17 protein-coding genes are annotated in these 15,860 nt (G+C 35.5%); 10 read left to right on the top strand and 7 right to left on the bottom strand.

The window, feature by feature from the left end; genetic code table 11:
- Window positions 1-56 precede the first annotated feature (56 nt).
- Window positions 57-1,145, top strand: a complete 1,089-nt coding sequence (locus C1631_RS10060; protein ID WP_185144661.1) for a serine hydrolase domain-containing protein — start codon at window positions 57-59, stop codon at window positions 1,143-1,145.
- Between the two features lie 24 nt (window positions 1,146-1,169).
- On the opposite strand, the gene C1631_RS10055 is transcribed toward C1631_RS10060, so the two are convergent.
- Together C1631_RS10055 and C1631_RS10050 are read right to left on the bottom strand one after the other, a co-directional pair.
- Window positions 1,170-2,585, bottom strand: coding sequence for an MFS transporter (locus tag C1631_RS10055; RefSeq protein ID WP_109711954.1), 1,416 nt, complete (start codon window positions 2,583-2,585; stop codon window positions 1,170-1,172).
- A gap of 39 nt (window positions 2,586-2,624) precedes the next feature.
- A complete protein-coding gene (locus tag C1631_RS10050) occupies window positions 2,625-3,173 on the bottom strand; it encodes a TetR/AcrR family transcriptional regulator (RefSeq protein WP_109711952.1) in 549 nt (182 codons plus the stop codon).
- Window positions 3,174-3,360: 187 nt separating this feature from the next.
- Between C1631_RS10050 and C1631_RS10045 the strand changes: the two genes are divergently transcribed.
- Entirely contained in the window at window positions 3,361-3,738 is a 378-nt protein-coding gene (locus C1631_RS10045; protein ID WP_103247728.1) for a VOC family protein, read from the top strand.
- Window positions 3,739-3,920: 182 nt separating this feature from the next.
- Window positions 3,921-4,544, top strand: a complete 624-nt coding sequence (locus C1631_RS10040; protein ID WP_103247715.1) for a hypothetical protein — start codon at window positions 3,921-3,923, stop codon at window positions 4,542-4,544.
- Between the two features lie 12 nt (window positions 4,545-4,556).
- On the opposite strand, the gene C1631_RS10035 is transcribed toward C1631_RS10040, so the two are convergent.
- A complete protein-coding gene (locus tag C1631_RS10035) occupies window positions 4,557-5,576 on the bottom strand; it encodes an NAD-dependent epimerase/dehydratase family protein (protein WP_103247716.1) in 1,020 nt (339 codons plus the stop codon).
- 59 nt (window positions 5,577-5,635) lie between these two features.
- On the bottom strand, window positions 5,636-6,211 hold the full coding sequence (locus tag C1631_RS10030; RefSeq protein ID WP_103247717.1) for a Crp/Fnr family transcriptional regulator: 576 nt from the start codon (window positions 6,209-6,211) through the stop codon (window positions 5,636-5,638).
- Window positions 6,212-6,348: 137 nt separating this feature from the next.
- On the opposite strand from C1631_RS10030, the gene C1631_RS10025 reads away from it, so the two are divergent.
- On the top strand, window positions 6,349-8,724 hold the full coding sequence (locus C1631_RS10025) for a TonB-dependent receptor domain-containing protein (RefSeq protein ID WP_109711950.1): 2,376 nt from the start codon (window positions 6,349-6,351) through the stop codon (window positions 8,722-8,724).
- 45 nt (window positions 8,725-8,769) lie between these two features.
- Here the strand turns inward: C1631_RS10025 and C1631_RS10020 are convergent, their stop codons facing one another.
- Together C1631_RS10020 and C1631_RS24515 are read right to left on the bottom strand one after the other, a co-directional pair.
- Window positions 8,770-9,156, bottom strand: coding sequence for a hypothetical protein (locus tag C1631_RS10020; protein WP_103247719.1), 387 nt, complete (start codon window positions 9,154-9,156; stop codon window positions 8,770-8,772).
- Window positions 9,156-9,290, bottom strand: coding sequence for a hypothetical protein (locus C1631_RS24515; RefSeq protein ID WP_262510203.1), 135 nt, complete (start codon window positions 9,288-9,290; stop codon window positions 9,156-9,158). The genes C1631_RS10020 and C1631_RS24515 overlap by 1 nt, the downstream gene beginning before the upstream one ends.
- A 100-nt stretch (window positions 9,291-9,390) precedes the next feature.
- Here C1631_RS24515 and C1631_RS10015 point away from each other — a divergent pair, with 100 nt between their 5' ends.
- The 6 genes from C1631_RS10015 (at window position 9,391) to C1631_RS09990 (ending at window position 14,240) form a co-directional block, all read left to right on the top strand.
- On the top strand, window positions 9,391-10,017 hold the full coding sequence (locus C1631_RS10015) for a TetR/AcrR family transcriptional regulator (protein ID WP_103247720.1): 627 nt from the start codon (window positions 9,391-9,393) through the stop codon (window positions 10,015-10,017).
- 16 nt (window positions 10,018-10,033) lie between these two features.
- On the top strand, window positions 10,034-10,495 hold the full coding sequence (locus C1631_RS10010) for a GNAT family N-acetyltransferase (RefSeq protein WP_103247729.1): 462 nt from the start codon (window positions 10,034-10,036) through the stop codon (window positions 10,493-10,495).
- A gap of 11 nt (window positions 10,496-10,506) precedes the next feature.
- Window positions 10,507-11,331 carry a helix-turn-helix domain-containing protein gene (locus C1631_RS10005; protein WP_109711948.1) on the top strand — a complete coding sequence of 275 codons (825 nt, stop codon included), beginning with the start codon at window positions 10,507-10,509 and terminating at the stop codon, window positions 11,329-11,331.
- Between the two features lie 75 nt (window positions 11,332-11,406).
- Window positions 11,407-12,000, top strand: coding sequence for an NAD(P)H-dependent oxidoreductase (locus tag C1631_RS10000; RefSeq protein ID WP_109711946.1), 594 nt, complete (start codon window positions 11,407-11,409; stop codon window positions 11,998-12,000).
- A gap of 465 nt (window positions 12,001-12,465) precedes the next feature.
- A complete protein-coding gene (tyrS, locus tag C1631_RS09995; RefSeq protein WP_103247723.1) occupies window positions 12,466-13,665 on the top strand; it encodes a tyrosine--tRNA ligase in 1,200 nt (399 codons plus the stop codon).
- A gap of 134 nt (window positions 13,666-13,799) precedes the next feature.
- Complete coding sequence (locus C1631_RS09990; protein WP_103247724.1) at window positions 13,800-14,240, top strand: GNAT family N-acetyltransferase; 441 nt, start codon at window positions 13,800-13,802, stop codon at window positions 14,238-14,240.
- Window positions 14,241-14,347: 107 nt separating this feature from the next.
- On the opposite strand, the gene C1631_RS09985 is transcribed toward C1631_RS09990, so the two are convergent.
- The gene (locus C1631_RS09985) at window positions 14,348-15,859 is read right to left on the bottom strand and encodes a helix-hairpin-helix domain-containing protein (protein ID WP_109711944.1); all 1,512 of its coding nucleotides are present in this window, start codon (window positions 15,857-15,859) and stop codon (window positions 14,348-14,350) included.
- Window position 15,860 lies beyond the last annotated feature (1 nt).

Genomic DNA, 15,860 nt, shown 5'->3' with positions numbered 1-15,860 from the left:
TGCATAACATAGTAATCAAAATAAATTATATCTTTGCATAACAAAGTATAAAAAAAATGACACTTAAAAAACTAACAATCAGCATCCTATTGTCTTTATTCTTTTTTCATAAGATGGAAGCCCAGCAGCTTCCTCAAAACTATGAAAAGAAAATTGACAGTCTGATCGGGACTGAATTTGGAAATCAGAACGATCCCGGTGGTGTATTTCTGGTAGCTAAAAACGGAAAGCCTATATATCGGAAAGCTTTCGGGAAAGCTAATCTGGAACTTGCTGTCAATATGACCCCTGAAAATGTTTTTCAAATAGGATCGATGACCAAACAGTTTACTGCAGTAGCAATTTTACTATTGGAACAACAAGGAAAACTCAACGTACATGATCCGGTTTCGAAGTATATCAAAGATTATCCTGGTGGCGATAAAATTACTATTCACCACCTTTTGACCCATACTTCAGGAATAAAAGATTTTACCAGAATGAAATCTCTGTCATCCATAGCTCAAAAAGAGATGAAGCCTGAAGAAATGGTCAGTTTTTTCAAAAATGAACCGGTTGATTTTACACCGGGAGAAAAATTTGATTATAACAATTCAGGATATGTGGTGCTAGGATATATTATTGAACTCATTTCAGGTGATACTTATGAAAATTTTATTCAAAAAAATATTTTTGATCAAGCAGGAATGTCTGATTCTTATTATGCCTCCGATCGAAAAGTGATCCATAAAAGGGCTTATGGCTATCACAAAAAAGAAAAAGGATTTGTAAATAAAACGGTTATCAGCTTCAGTGTTCCTTTTTCTTCAGGTTCTCTCATGTCTACCGTTGACGATATGTTGAAATGGCAACAGGCTTTAAATCAAAATAAAATAGTAAATCCTGATGAAAGCCAAAAAGCTTTTCAGAAATATAAACTCAACAACAATGAGGAATTTACTTACGGATATGGATGGCATCTCAAAGAAATCAACGGAGTTCCTGATCGTGAGCATGGCGGAAGTGTTTTTGGATTCAAAAGTATGGGTGTTTATATTCCGAAAGAAGACATTTACGTAATAGGCTTTAGCAACTGTGATTGTCACTCTCCTACAGAAATCACCAGGAATATTGCAAAAATTACCCAGACATCATTGAAAAAATAACAGAAATCAAAATCATTGAGTACCTTAATCCATCTCAATGGTTTTATTTTTTTTAGGAAGAATATGATCAGGTACCTTAGAAATGAAAATCATCACTACGAATAAGCAAACAATACTAATAAAAGTAGCTATGGTAAATGCATCCTTATAATCTCCGGAAGTCGGTTTTTCTCCCAAAAAAAATTGAAAAACACTTCCTATGGCAACAATCCCAACAATAGCAGCGATCTGCTGGAAAGTATTGTAGACTCCCGATGCATTGCCAATCAAAGATTCTTGCATTCCTGACAGGGCAATATTGGCCAGAGAAGGAATAATAGACCCAACCCCTACTCCATGCAGAAACAACAAAATATAGAAAACAGGTAAAGAAGTCTGCGTATTGAAAAATAAAATCTGAAGGACAAGAATAATCATGATTAAACCTAAGCCTGCGAACAGAACATTCTTCCCGTGTTCCAGGATCAGTTTTGGTGAAAAAAGAGAGGCCAAAATAAAGCCCGCTCCCTGAAAAACAATGATCTCACCAGCTGCTAGCGGGCTTATTTTTAATCCGTCCTGAAAAAATAAAGATAAAATATAAAAATAGGAATCCAGCATGATAAAAAAGAAAGCTACAGCGATGATTCCCAGATTAAAATTTTTATACTGAAATAATTTAAAATCAATCAGATAAGACCTTCCATTTCTGATTTTAGTTTTCTGATTTTGGACAAAATAAATCAAAACCAAAATTGAAATAACAGCCAGAAAAATATTTTGCATATTGAAGCCGTTCTGCTCGGAAGAGGTCAGTGCATAGGTAAAAAAGAAAAGTCCGGTTGAAAGAATAAATACTCCCCGGATATCGAAAGTTTTCTTTACACGATCTTTGGATTCGTTCAACAATTTCAAACTAAAAAAAATCGCTGGAATGCATATAGGAATATTCATCAGAAAAATAAGTCGCCATGCCTCTCTTATTATGGTAAGTGATGAAAAATATCCCCCAAGAAACTGCCCCAGTATAGTCCCTATTCCAATGGTAATTCCGTACCATCCCATTGCTTTTGTACGCTCCTCATGATTCGTATATAAAATTTGTATCATCGACAGAACCTGAGGAGCCATTATGGCAGCACTTATTCCCTGAACAAATCTTGAAAAAATAAGCTGAACAGGCCCCGAAGAGATTCCACAGCCTACAGAACTCAGCATAAAAACCACCAATCCGGTGATGAATATTTTTTTCCTGCCATACAGATCTCCCATTCTTCCTCCCGTAATCAGAAAAGAAGCAAAACCAATGAGATAGGAAGCAATCATAAACTGCATTTCACCATGAGAAGCATGAATATCCCGCCGGATAGAAGGAATGGATACATTAATGATGAAAATATCCATAATAGTCAGCAACTGACCTGTAAGTACAACTAATAATATCAATTGATTACATTTCATTTTTATATAGATATATCTATTTTTTTAATTAACAAAAAATTAAGAAAGCAAGCCTTCTGTAATTTTTTTAACTTCAACGAAAACATCATCATTTTTATTGATGGTAGAAGTTACCACAGCTCCTTCTATTAAAAGAAAAATAGTTTCGGCAGCTGTCTCCGGAGCACCTTTGCATTGATCCACCAATGTTTTGATCAAGGTCTTTTGTTTCTGTTTATGACTCTTTACAAAATCAGAAATTGCCGGATTGCTGTCTCCTGTTTCACAAATGATTTTTATGAAATGACAGCCTGAAAATTTTGAGTTTTGTTGCAATTTTTTACGGTAATCAATAAGCCCCAATATTTTTTCCCTGGGCTCAGAGATCTTTGTCATACTTTTTTCAAATCCTTCGAACCAGCTCTGTTCTTCTTGTAAAAGATACGCCTGAAGAAGATCATTTTTGGATGAAAAATGATTGTAAAGGGAGCCAATAGCAATATCCGCTTCCGCAATAATCTGATTAATACCCGTAGAATTAAAGCCCTGCTTATAAAATAGATCCGAAGCGACTCTGATAATCCTGTCCCGAACTTTTTCTTTTTTCATCCTGAAAACTTTCTACAAAACTAATAAAAAAATAGATAAGTCTATCTATTTTTTTACACTGTAATAAATCTTTATTTTAGTATCCTTACTATTTTAGAATATGAAACCATCCATAATTCTTTCCTTTTTTCTGATGATAAGTGTATCTTGCCATTCATCTGATCAACAAACAACCACTGTGAAAACTATGAGAAAAACCAATCCTGTTGTCTACTTTGAAATTCCTGTTACTGATCTGAAACGTGCAGAAAAATTCTATACTGCCGTTTTCAATTTCAGCTTTGAAAAAGAAATTATTGATACCTATGAAATGGCCTTATTCCCTTTTGAAGAGAAAAGTTCAGGAATTACAGGAGCACTCGCAAAGGGAGATGTTTATAAACCAACCAAAGAAGGGATTATTATTTATTTTAAAACAGAAAGTATTGATAGTACTTTACATAAAGTGAATCAACAAGGCGGGAAAATTCTTTATCCTAAAAAAACGGATGAGAAGCACGGGTTTGCAGTAGCTGAATTTGAAGATTCAGAAGGAAACCGGATTGCGTTGCACCAAACCCTCTGATAGATAAAAAGGAAGCCGGGGACATTGACCCATTTTAAGAACAAATGAATCATATTTCTATATCTTTAAAAATAATCCTTTAAATTTCTATGTATGATATTACCATTCAATGCATACTATTTTATAAATGTTATTTTGTATCTTTAATTACCAATTCAACAAAAATTATTTGGTAGATCCCCATGGCAGAAGAACTTTATTTCATAAAAACCAACCCGAATATTGCCAAAATTAATTTGTACAATAAGCTCTGCCGTGAAGAAGAAAATATTCAAAAATTTTTGTCCGGCAATCCCCAGGCTAATCTTGAGATCATCAAAGAGAAAATAAAAGATTCTGTGGAAGAGCTTAGTAAAGAAGAGCTTTCAACTCTATTTGCCTGGTTCAGTACCCTATATCCGGCAGATCATGAAGAAGTAAAAACTCAGCTTTTTATCAATGGAATTGATCTTTTTTATGAAATTCCTTCTACAAACCATGTGCAACCTTTTTTACAGGTACTTTCAGATTACGAAAAATTTTCAAAGGAACAGCTTGACTATATTGTTGATGCTAAAAATTTTAATCAATTTCTGATCTATGGAATTTTTTTCACTGAAATTATCAACAAAGAACAAGGACGCGAAAATATCCTTTCGGATTACCTGAAATCCGATTACCAGACCCTATATCTTCTGGCTGAAAATCAATGCAGAGAACAAAATTTTAATGAAGAAAGCGGACTTATTCTTCAGCGTGATTTTGCGGAATTGTATGACCAGACTAAGTTTTATAAAGGTTCTATTATCCAACTCGACCAGCAGTAAAAAAGAGACATGCTATGTCTTTTTTAAAACTTCCGGTCTCTTCATCAGGTAATCAAGCGCTTCTTGTACCGCCTGTTCTGGTCCTATCGGATTGAATCCCAGTTCGTTTCTGGATTTGGAAATATCAAAATTCTGCTGTAGTCCTGAAAACATAGAAATATCTTTTCTCGTTAACAACGGAGCTTTCCCACGTAGCTTAGCCATAAATTCCATGAGTGCCGCTATAGAAAAAAGAATAGCTTTCGGAACTGAATTGGGAACTTTCAACTTTAGTTCAGGATAGAGTTTGCCTGCTAAAATAGTAGTATCGGTAATGGTCATACATTTCTCATTAGCTAAAATATAGCGTTCACCTGTGCGTCCTTTTTGAGCTGCAAGAAAGCAGCCTTCAGCTACATCTTTCACATCGATCCAATTCAGGGTAATCCTGGTGTCTACGGGAATTTCTTTATTCAGGATCAGTTTTAATACTCCATAGGAAACATTTAAAGGCAAGAAGGCTTCACTCCCAATCATTGCAGAAGGCATTACAGAAACTAACTCAATTCCATGTTTTTCGGCCAGTTCAAAGGCAAGTTTTTCTCCATCATTTTTAGAATTATAATACATATCTCTTCTGTCCGGATTATAGCCATTGCTTTCTTTAGCAGGCAGTTTTGTATAATCCAGTGCGGCAATCGAGCTTATATACACAATTCTTTTTACTCCGGCTTCAGCAGCAGCTTCGATGGTATTCCGGGTACCATTCATATTCACATCGTAGATTTCTTTTTTAGGATTTTTAGCCCAAAGTTTGAAAGAGGCACCTACGGCATAAAATGTTTCAACTCCCTGAAGCGCTTTTACAAATGAAGCTTTATCGGTGATATCTGCCTGCATCAGCTCACAATCCAGGCCTTCGAAAGGTTTTGCATTTTTACTATTCCGAACGGTTGCCCGCACAGGAATTCCCTGTTTTAATAAAAATCTTACCAGATTATTTCCCAAATGTCCGTTAGCTCCTGAAACCAGACTTAAATTATTCTTTGTCATTGCATTGATTTTAATGCTACAAAGTTCTGCATCCGATCTTCTGAACTACTTGACTTTTGTTAGTTAATAATTTTTCTTCTGATCCTACTCAGGCTTTCCGGTTTCATTCCCAAAAAAGAAGCAATATACTGAATGGGAACATTCTGAATAATTTCGGGATAATCTTTCATCAGTTTAAGATAACGCTGTTCTGCATTTAAAACAGATAACTCTCTTGAACGATTCTCATTATAAGTGATTGATTTTTGAAAAACAGAAATGCTGAAATCTTTCATCGCCTGGCTTTTTGCCACCAAAAGATCAAGGTTATCCTTACTAATTCTTAAAAGTTCACAATCTGTAATACATTCCACATTATCCGTAGAAACCGTTGCATTGATAAAATGAGAATAGGATGTAAAAAATCCGGGTGGACAATTGATATGAGTAGTCACTTCATTTCCGTTTTCATCTGAATAAAACAGCCGCAGATATCCGCAGATAATATAATAGAGATATCCCGGAACCTTTCCTTCATGTTCTATCAAAGTATTCCTGGAAAATTCAACAGGCTCAAAATACTGTCGCACAGCCTCCGTTTCTTCAGGGGTAAAATCATGTTCAGAGCGGATATACTGTAAAAGCTTGTCGTGCATTGAAAGTAATATTTTTCTCAATTAAATACAAAAATACTGAAAAGAGAAGACTTTAAAATACCTTTCAAAGAAAAGAATTTTCACTCCTGCATGTAATACTATGGATTAAAAAATTGTCTTGTATAAAAAAACTAAGTATGAATCGGAAAACCATTATTCTTTTAAGTCTTATCTCTACCTCATTCCTTTTTGCCCAGAGCTTCGAAGGAACGATTACAGATAAAGATAGTAAACCTGCGGGAGAAACTGAAGTTGTACTCACAAAAGATAATACCAAATTTTCTGCTATTACAGATGAGAAAGGAACATTTAAAATTCCTCTTAAAGAACATGGAAACTATGTACTCGAAATCATAAAAGACGGAGTAAAAACCAACAGTGATACCATTACAGTAAAAGGAAATGAAAAAAAGGATTTCCAAATCAAAGATACTCCTGTTCAGGAACAAAAAATTGAAGGAGTAAAACTTACGGCAAAGAAAAAATTATTCGAAAGAAAAGTTGATCGTCTGGTATTTAATGTAGAAAATTCTGTTGCATCCCAGGGTATTGATGCTATAGAAGCATTAGCCAAGACCCCCATGGTAAAGACAAGTGATGATGCGATCAGCATTGCCGGAAAAAGTAATGTTGCTGTCATGATCAATGACCGGTTATTGAATCTTAACGGCCAGGAATTGATTAATTATCTTAAAACACTTCGTTCGGATGATATTCTTAAGATCGAGGTCATCACCACTCCACCTGCAAAATACGAAGCAGAAGGAAAAAGCGGATTGATTAATATTATTCTTAAGAAAAATACTAATCTGGGCTGGAACGGTTCTATTCAGACATCAGGAAATTATTTCTGGGGGAAACCTACTGTATCCTCAAGAGGAGGAGCAACTTTCAATTATCAGGGTGAAAAATTGTCGTTGAGTACCAATTTATCTGCCGGGGATAATTACTGGCAATATGACACTTATAATTATCTGAAAAGTACAACGAATAATGATTATTGGAACAGAGACAGTGACAATCTCAATAATTATAAATACAAAAGCGGGAATGTAAAAGCGGAATATAAAATCAATGATAAAAACCTCGTAGGGATCAACTACAATTACTCTCATAGTAATCCTTTAGAAAAGGGTAAAAGTGTATCTGTGAGATCCAATCAGGATGGTATTCTGAATATCCTTTCTGATTTCAGAAACAGGAACAGCAGAGACGTTCATAACGCAACAGCATTCTATGAAGTAAAGCTGGACAGTGCTGGTGGTAAACTCAATCTTACAGCCAATATGATGATCAATAATTCTGATGCTAAAAATTTTTCCAACACCATTACTTCAGAAACTGTTTCTACTATGGCCAATCCTATCAGTAAATACAGAATTTACTCCGGGCAGGCAGATTTCGAAAAAACTTTTGCCAAAATCAAAACGGAAGCAGGTTTAAAATATACCAGAATTAAAAATGATTCGGAATTCAATTTCTTTACCATTGAAAATAACCAGTATAATTTAAATCCTGCGCGAACCAACACCTTCCTTTATAATGAGCAAAACTACGCTGCATACGTCTCAACTAATTTTAAAATCAATGAAAAATGGGATGCAAAAGCCGGACTTCGTTATGAATATACAACTCTGGAAGGTGTTTCAATGAATGACAATCTATCCAATAAGATTACCTATGGAAAATTCTTCCCTACCGCTTATTTAAGCTATAAGCCCAATGATAATCATGCGTTCTCGCTTAACTATTCACGAAGAATTTCACGACCTTATTTTGGAAACCTGAACCCTTTCAAATACTACACCTCTGAGTATGAATACAGTACGGGAAATCCTTATTTGCTACCCTCATTTTCAGATATTTTTGAATTCGGGTATGTTTTAAAAAACAGTTTCAATGTTACCTTATATTATAATTACAATAAAAATAACTGGGACAGAATTCAGATGGTGGATGGAAATGTAAAATACAGTATCGTCAAGAATTTTTATAATGAAGAACAGGCCGGGCTCAACATCAGCTACAATTATAATAAGCTGAAATGGTTAGAATCCAGTATTTTTATCAATGGATATTATACCAAATCAAAATCGTATGATCCTTTGATTCTTCCGGCTCCGGCAGGTTACAGTGCCAATTTTAATATAGACAACAGCTTTTTCCTCAATAAAGAAAAAACGGTTACATTTCTGCTAGGCTTGTGGAGCAGTCTTCCTAACAGAAACGGAAATACCTATTACTATACAAGCGCTTCCCTTTACACAGGATTGAAACTAAGTATGATGAACAAAAAGCTCCTGCTTAATGTTTACTTAAATGATATCCTGAATACCAACCGTGAAAAAGGAATAGAATACTATCCATCATACAATGTGGATTATCAATATAAAGGAATCACCAGAAACATGCATCTTTCCCTTACCTATAAGTTCGGTAATAATGATGTAAAGGGTGCTACAAAACAGATTAAATTCGAAGAATCAAACAGAGCAGGCGGTTCTGGTAATTAATAAAAAAAGGATAAAAAAATAACATCTGCCAACAGGTTTCGATCGTCAGAATCTGTTGGCTTTTTTATTTTCTTTTCTTCTAAAATTTGAGAATCCTTGTATGGTAAAAATATAATAGATCATTCCTCCCGTACAATAGGCCAGTACATCAAAAAAATCGCCTGTAAAAACATAAGATATTTGAGGACATAAAACTTCAAACAGAAAAGACAGATATACTACCGAAGTCAGCACGAATTTCAGATCAGGCTTCCATGGATAGCCCAGAAAATTCATAATCCGATCTATCAGATAACAATACATCGGAACCGTGATAAAATCCGTAAAGTGATTATTGATGACAGGAATAAAAATTCCATTTTTTCTCAGTAAAATAATAACCATCCACGCAGCAAGCCCCAGCACAAACCCATATGAAATCTGCCCCTTCATCACATATGTAAAACGGCCATAATAATTCCGATAATCACCTGCAACACCTTTGCTATAACCTCCTGTAGGTCAGATCCTTTCTTCTCATCAGTCTGGGTTACTGATTCGTAATCAAATTTTTGTTTACCTTCCATTGTAATAAGATTTGATACGGCAAAGATATAAAATTAGAACAAATGTTCTAATTTAAAAAATATGACTTTTATCCACCTTTATATTTCTTATCTTTGAAGTATGAACACAAAAGAAAAGATTTTGTATAAGGCACTGGAGCTATTTAACGAAAAAGGCTACAATGCAGTTACTACGAGACATATTGCAGCTGAACTTGGCATCAGTGCCGGTAACCTGCATTATCATTTCAAACATTCTGAAGATATCCTTACAATTCTTTTCACAGAACTCACCCTGAAAATGGATGAGATTATGAACGTCATGAAAAAGATGGAGAATAAAACTCTCAAAGATCTTTATCAGTTTACCCGCTCAAGCTGTGAAGTGTTTTATTCTTACCGCTTCATCTTCATTAATTTTGTGGATATCTTAAACGAAATTCCAGAAATAGAAGCCCAATATGAGGGAATCAACTTCAGTAGAAAAGAAGAGTTTCAGCAAATATTTTCGGGATTTCAGAAGAATAATATATTTAAGAAAGATATTCCGGGCTTTCTGATGCAAAGTTTTACGGAACAGATTTTCATCATTGCAGATAACTGGCTTACCCACAACAGACTCATTTTAAAACTCGATAAGGAAGCTGCAGTACGGCACTATACACTGCTTCAAATGAATCTTTTCTATCCTCTTTTGAATGAAAAACAACAGAAGCTATACGAACAACAATATATTGGTGACCAGTAAAACAAACAGTACAAAAATGATCATAAGAAAGGGCAATCAAAATGATCTTGCTGAAATGAAACAGCTTTTCACAGAGACTATTACTTCTGTCTGCAAAAACGATTACAATGATCAACAGCTTGAAGTATGGCGTTCCGGTGCTGAGAATAATGAACGATGGCTGAAAGTCATTCATGATCAGTTTGTTTTGGTTGCAGTGTCAGACCATAAAATTGTAGGTTTTTCTACTCTGGATAAGGGAAGCTATATTGACCTTTTCTTTGTTCATAAAAATTACCAGCATCAGGGTATTGCTTCAAAATTATATCTCCAAATTGAAGATGAAGCCAGAAAACAAGAAGGAAAAAATCTCACGGCTGATGTGAGTAAAACAGCCCTGACCTTTTTTGAAAAAATGGGTTTTCATGTTTTGAAGGAGCAAATGGTCAACGCCAAAGGAATTATGCTTACCAATTATAAAATGGAAAAAAAACTTTAATATTCATTTATATGAAAGAGCCACAACCAAAATATAATGAGTGTAGAATTCCTGTACCGCAGGAATTTGAAAATGTATTTACTCACTTTTATTTTGCCGAAAACAGCTCTGAAAATTCTGTCACCAAAACTCTGCTTCCCACCTATCAGACCATTTTACTCTTTTCTTTTGGAAGTCAGGTCTCTATGTTAACAAGAGAGAAAACAGAAATCACCATACAGCAATGTATTGTTTTTGGGCCGGTTAGACAGTCCTTCGAATATACCCTTCCTTCAAAAACATCAATCCTTGTAGCTAATTTTAAAGAAGATGCCTTCTTTCGGTTTTTTGGTCTGGGAGCTGTAGACGCTCGTCTGATGCAACATCCGGACGGTCTTTTGAATGACAATTGCTTTACAGATTTATGGGGTCAACTGTCAGATATTCCGAACCCCAAAGAGAAAGTAGATTATATTTTAAACTTCTGCCAACCTTATCTCCGGGATCAGGATCAAACCAGCCGGCTTCTGACCAATTTTGAGAATGAACATCTGAATCCTATTAAAACCATAGCAGAGCAAACTCATCAAACAGAAAGAAATATCCAGCATAAGCAAAAAAAACAATTCGGATATTCTCTGAAAGAAATCAACCGGTACAACCGTTTCCTGAAAGCTATCCGGTTAATAGAAGAAGAAAGTGGTAAACCAACTAAAATCAGCTGGTTCACTATTATTGATCAGTGCGGGTACTATGATCAAAGCCAGCTCATTCATGATTTCAAGCATTTTTTACATATTTCTCCGGCTCAGTATGTCAAGTTTCAACGGGACATCTGTAATCCGAAACTTAAATAATACATTTCGTTTTCTTACAATTTTTCAAATATCCATTGCTCTAATTTTGTCTTACACTTTTAAAACAACAGAGCAATGAAACACTTAATCATTTATGTACATCCTAATGAAAACAGTTTAAATAATAACCTGTTACAACATGTCACCGAAATTCTAAAAACAGAAAATCACGAGGTAAGAATCAGAGATTTGTATGCTCTTAATTTTGACCCAATTCTTTCTATGCAAGACATGCAGGGGTGGCATGCAGGACAAGTTTCAGATGATGTAAAAACGGAACAGGAACATATTTCATGGGCAGAGCAGATTACATTTATTTATCCTATCTGGTGGACGGGTTTACCGGCTGTAATGAAAGGTTACATCGATCGGGTTTTCAGCTATGGTTTTGCCTACCGGTATGACCTAGGAATCCAAAAAGGTTTACTGAAAGGAAAAAAAGCAGTCATTATCAATACCCATGGGAAATCTCACGAGGAATATCAACAATCAGGTATGGATAAAGCCTTGTCTCTGACTTCTGATCTTGGGATTTTTACTTACTCCGGTTTAGAGATTATCCGCCATTTCTTTTTTGATAAAGCCGATAAAGCTTCTTCTGAAAATATGGCGCAATGGAAAGAACAAATTACCAATACTTATCAACCGGTCACTTTGAATGTTAAATAATTGATTTTTAATAAAAAAAATATTTTAACATCTCAATTTTAAATCGTTTTGCCGCATAGTGCGGAAAATAATAAACGTATGGTTTTATATCATGTTTTTTATTTTGTTAACAAACCTTTTATGGCATAGAATTAGCTTCAAAGATCGTAAGTAAAATTGTTTTGAACCATTATTTTAAACCATTAAGATTCGTAAATGGTTAAGTTTTTTAAACTAATCTTGTTATAACCTTTACAAAATATCTTAATGGTTTAAATATTGGAATTCTTCAAAAAAAAGCTACATTTGTATTATTAATGAAACATTTAAACAGCATATTGCGTCTTCCTTTTTTCAGTGAATATTACAACCCGTTCTATCGTTCGGGAAGATCTTATATAGCTGTAATTTAAAAAAATAATCTAACATTATATAGAAAGCCCGGACAAATATTGTCCGGGCTTTTTCATTTTAAAATAATTCAACATGATCAATACATTACAAGAAAATGTGGCCATTATCCTACCTGAAAACGGATTGCAGGAAAAATTAGCCCAAGCCCAGAAGGAAAACAGAAAATTATCGATCAAGCTTGGCTTTGATCCTACAGCTCCTGATTTGCATCTGGGTCATGCAGTGGTGCTTAAAAAGCTTAAACAATTCCAGGATCTGGGACATCAGATCATTATTGTTGTAGGGAGTTTTACGGCAAGAATCGGAGATCCCACAGGGAAAAACAAGGCAAGAAAGCCTTTAAGCCCGGAAGATGTACAACATAATGCCCAGACTTACATTAACCAGCTTTCCAAAGTTATTGATGTGGAAAAAACAAAAATTGTATTCAACTTTGACTGGTTGGATGCTCTTGATTTTTCGGATGTTATTCAGCTTTTATCCAAAGTGACTGTAGCTCAACTGATGCATCGCAATGATTTTAATAAAAGATTTACGGAAAACACCCCGATTGCCATGCATGAACTGGTGTACCCAATTCTTCAGGGTTTTGACTCTGTAAAAATCGAATGTGATATTGAAATGGGCGGCACCGATCAATTGTTCAACTGCACAATGGGAAGACAGCTTCAGGAGGTTCATCAGATGCCAGCTCAGATTGTTATCTGCATGCCTTTACTGAGAGGTCTTGACGGCAAAGAAAAAATGAGCAAATCACTCAATAATATTATTGGACTGACCGATGAGCCTAACGAAATGTTTGGCAAAACAATGTCTATTCCGGATGACCTGATTGATGAATTCATCGATCTTACTACGGATTTTTCTATGGTGGAAAGAACCAGTTTAAAATCAAAAATTAAAAATGGTGAAAATCCGATGAACATCAAAAAACTGATCGCTAAAAACATTATCCGTCAATACCACGATGAAACCTCAGCAGAAAACGCTGAACAATTCTTCAGCAATCAATTTCAGAATAAAAACTTTGAAGATAAAGTCTATGAAGCCATTTCAATCCACACTTTATCTCATAACGGAAATAAAATGAATGCTACAAACCTTTGCCATCAGTTAAAAAGTGACCTCAGTAAATCTGCCGTGAGACGATTAATTGAAAGTGGGGGAATTCAGATCAATAAAAGTAAAATAACTGATCCGAATAAAGAAATAGACCTTCTTCCACAAACGAAAATAAAAATCGGGAAAAGAGCGTTTTTTGAACTTGTGTAAAGAGGATGGAAATCGGAAGCATGAGGGGGCTTTCGTTACCTTTAACTTTAATATCATAAGCTGCATTGTTATTTGTACCTTGCCAACAAAGGATTTTCATTGATAATATGGCCTGAAATTGGATTAAAAAAAATATGGATATTCAACTTACCTATAAAAAAGCGACAGAGAACGATATTGATTATCTTCTTGATCTTAGAACAAAAACGATGGTTCCACATTATGCTGAATCTGATCTTCCTACTGACCGTGAGACTACGCTTCAGAGAATTCTGTATGAGTTTGATAAAGCCTGCATTATTTTCTTACATCATCAACGCATCGGATTATTAAAGGTCAACGAAACTGCCGGGAAAACAGAAATTCTACAACTTCAGATAGATCCTGAATTTCAAGGTCTTGGGTTGGGCGGGAAAATTTTAAAGAATATCCTCGCTGGTGCTGCTGAAAAAGGTAACGCAGTATGGCTAAGTGTTTTAAAAACAAATAAAGCACAACACCTTTACACCAGCCTTGGCTTTAAGATTATTGGAGAAGATGAATATTCCTACTTCATGGAAGTTGAAAACAAATGACTAAAATTGAAAATGGAAAGTTGAAAGTTGAAAATAAAAAACACCTGTTAAGAATTGAGAATGTATCAAGTTCTATCACTCTATTACTCTCACACCCTAAAACCCTCTCATCCATTTGCCAAGGTCACATAAATCAGCCTCCCTCCTTCTTCGGCAGACAGCAGGATTTTTTTCCCACCGGTAAGTTCAACCATGGATCCGGGAGGTATTTCTTTCTGTTCTGTAATATCCTTCATTCCTTCCAGGCTTTGATTAACCAATACCCATTTCCCCTGGTGAAATGTGAAATATCCGACAGGCATTTTATCCTGCATCGTCAGATTTTCGTTTCGGATCACCTTTCTGGAAACATGCCATTTGAATAAATACTGGTTGTGGTAAACCATCAGTCTGTGATTTTCCGGTTTCCATACCTCATCATCAAATTTAAAATAGAGATCCAGTACCGGAAGTGTTCCCTGATGTGAAGTTCCGCAAAAAGGACATTTAGGATTAGCAGTATTATCAAAAACATACCATTTTTCTGTACAAGTGGAGTTCTGACAAGGTTGTATAAGATCTACGGTTTTCAGCAAAGCAGTTTCCCATTCATTTGCTGTAGGACGCCTGATAGGATCATGTAAACCGTCTACAAATGCTTTTTTGAATAATTCAGAAATATAGGGTCCTGTAATCGTATGAGGAATCTTTTCAGGATCTCCCCAGAATGCATCCCATTTTCTCAGGTGATCAGCTTTTACCTGGTTGGTATTATTTTCAGGATTTTCTATAAACAAAGCATTTTCACCCATAGACAAAAGTTCATCTTTTTCAGAATCCAGATCCCAGATTTTACCGCCACGCAGAGGGTGTCGCCTCAGCAGGTACATATAGATCAGTACAGCGAGAGCATGCAGATCGGTTTTTTGATTGGGAAGATGCCTTTGGGGATCCTGAAGTCCCAGATGTTTTGTTTTTAAAACCTCAGGAGCAATAAAATCGGCTGTACCAATCACTTCAGGTGGGAATAATTTTGGAACAACAAGACCATCAATATCGATAATACAGGCAGATTTACTCACCGGATCGACTAAGATGTTATTATACGACAGATCAGAATGTGCCAGTCCCATTTGATGGAGTTTTTTAACACCGCGGCTGATATTGACCGAAATCTGAAAATAACTGAGCCAGTCTCCCAATTCAGACTGATCGAGCCTCAACGGATATTGCTGATTTCGGAACATTGGAGCTGTAAACCACTTTCCTACTTTATCTTGCCCCTGAATATTATCCGAACCAACGTATCCTTTAGCAAAGAAAAACTTCTGATGGTAAACAGGAACAACAATCCCTGTCAACTTATTTTTTTCAACAATGTCATAGGGCCATCTGAAAATTTCATTCAGAAAGTATCCGGATGCATTTCCGTTTTGTATGCTTTGCAGATAGGTGGAAACAATTCTCCTGATTCGTTCTTTCTGCCCCACATCCAACGGGCTTCGGTAAAAGGCAATTACATAATCCTTCTCCGGAGAAAAATAGACATCCTTCACCCCTCCCTGAATTGGGTTGTCATCTACATATTCATATGATTGGGTTGCATCCAGAATAGAAGCAACTCTGATGGTCTTTTTCATG

Origin of the sequence: Chryseobacterium phosphatilyticum (genome assembly GCF_002899825.2) — a bacterium.
Taxonomy (GTDB): domain Bacteria; phylum Bacteroidota; class Bacteroidia; order Flavobacteriales; family Weeksellaceae; genus Chryseobacterium; species Chryseobacterium phosphatilyticum.
This window is presented reverse-complemented; position numbering and strand designations above follow the sequence as displayed.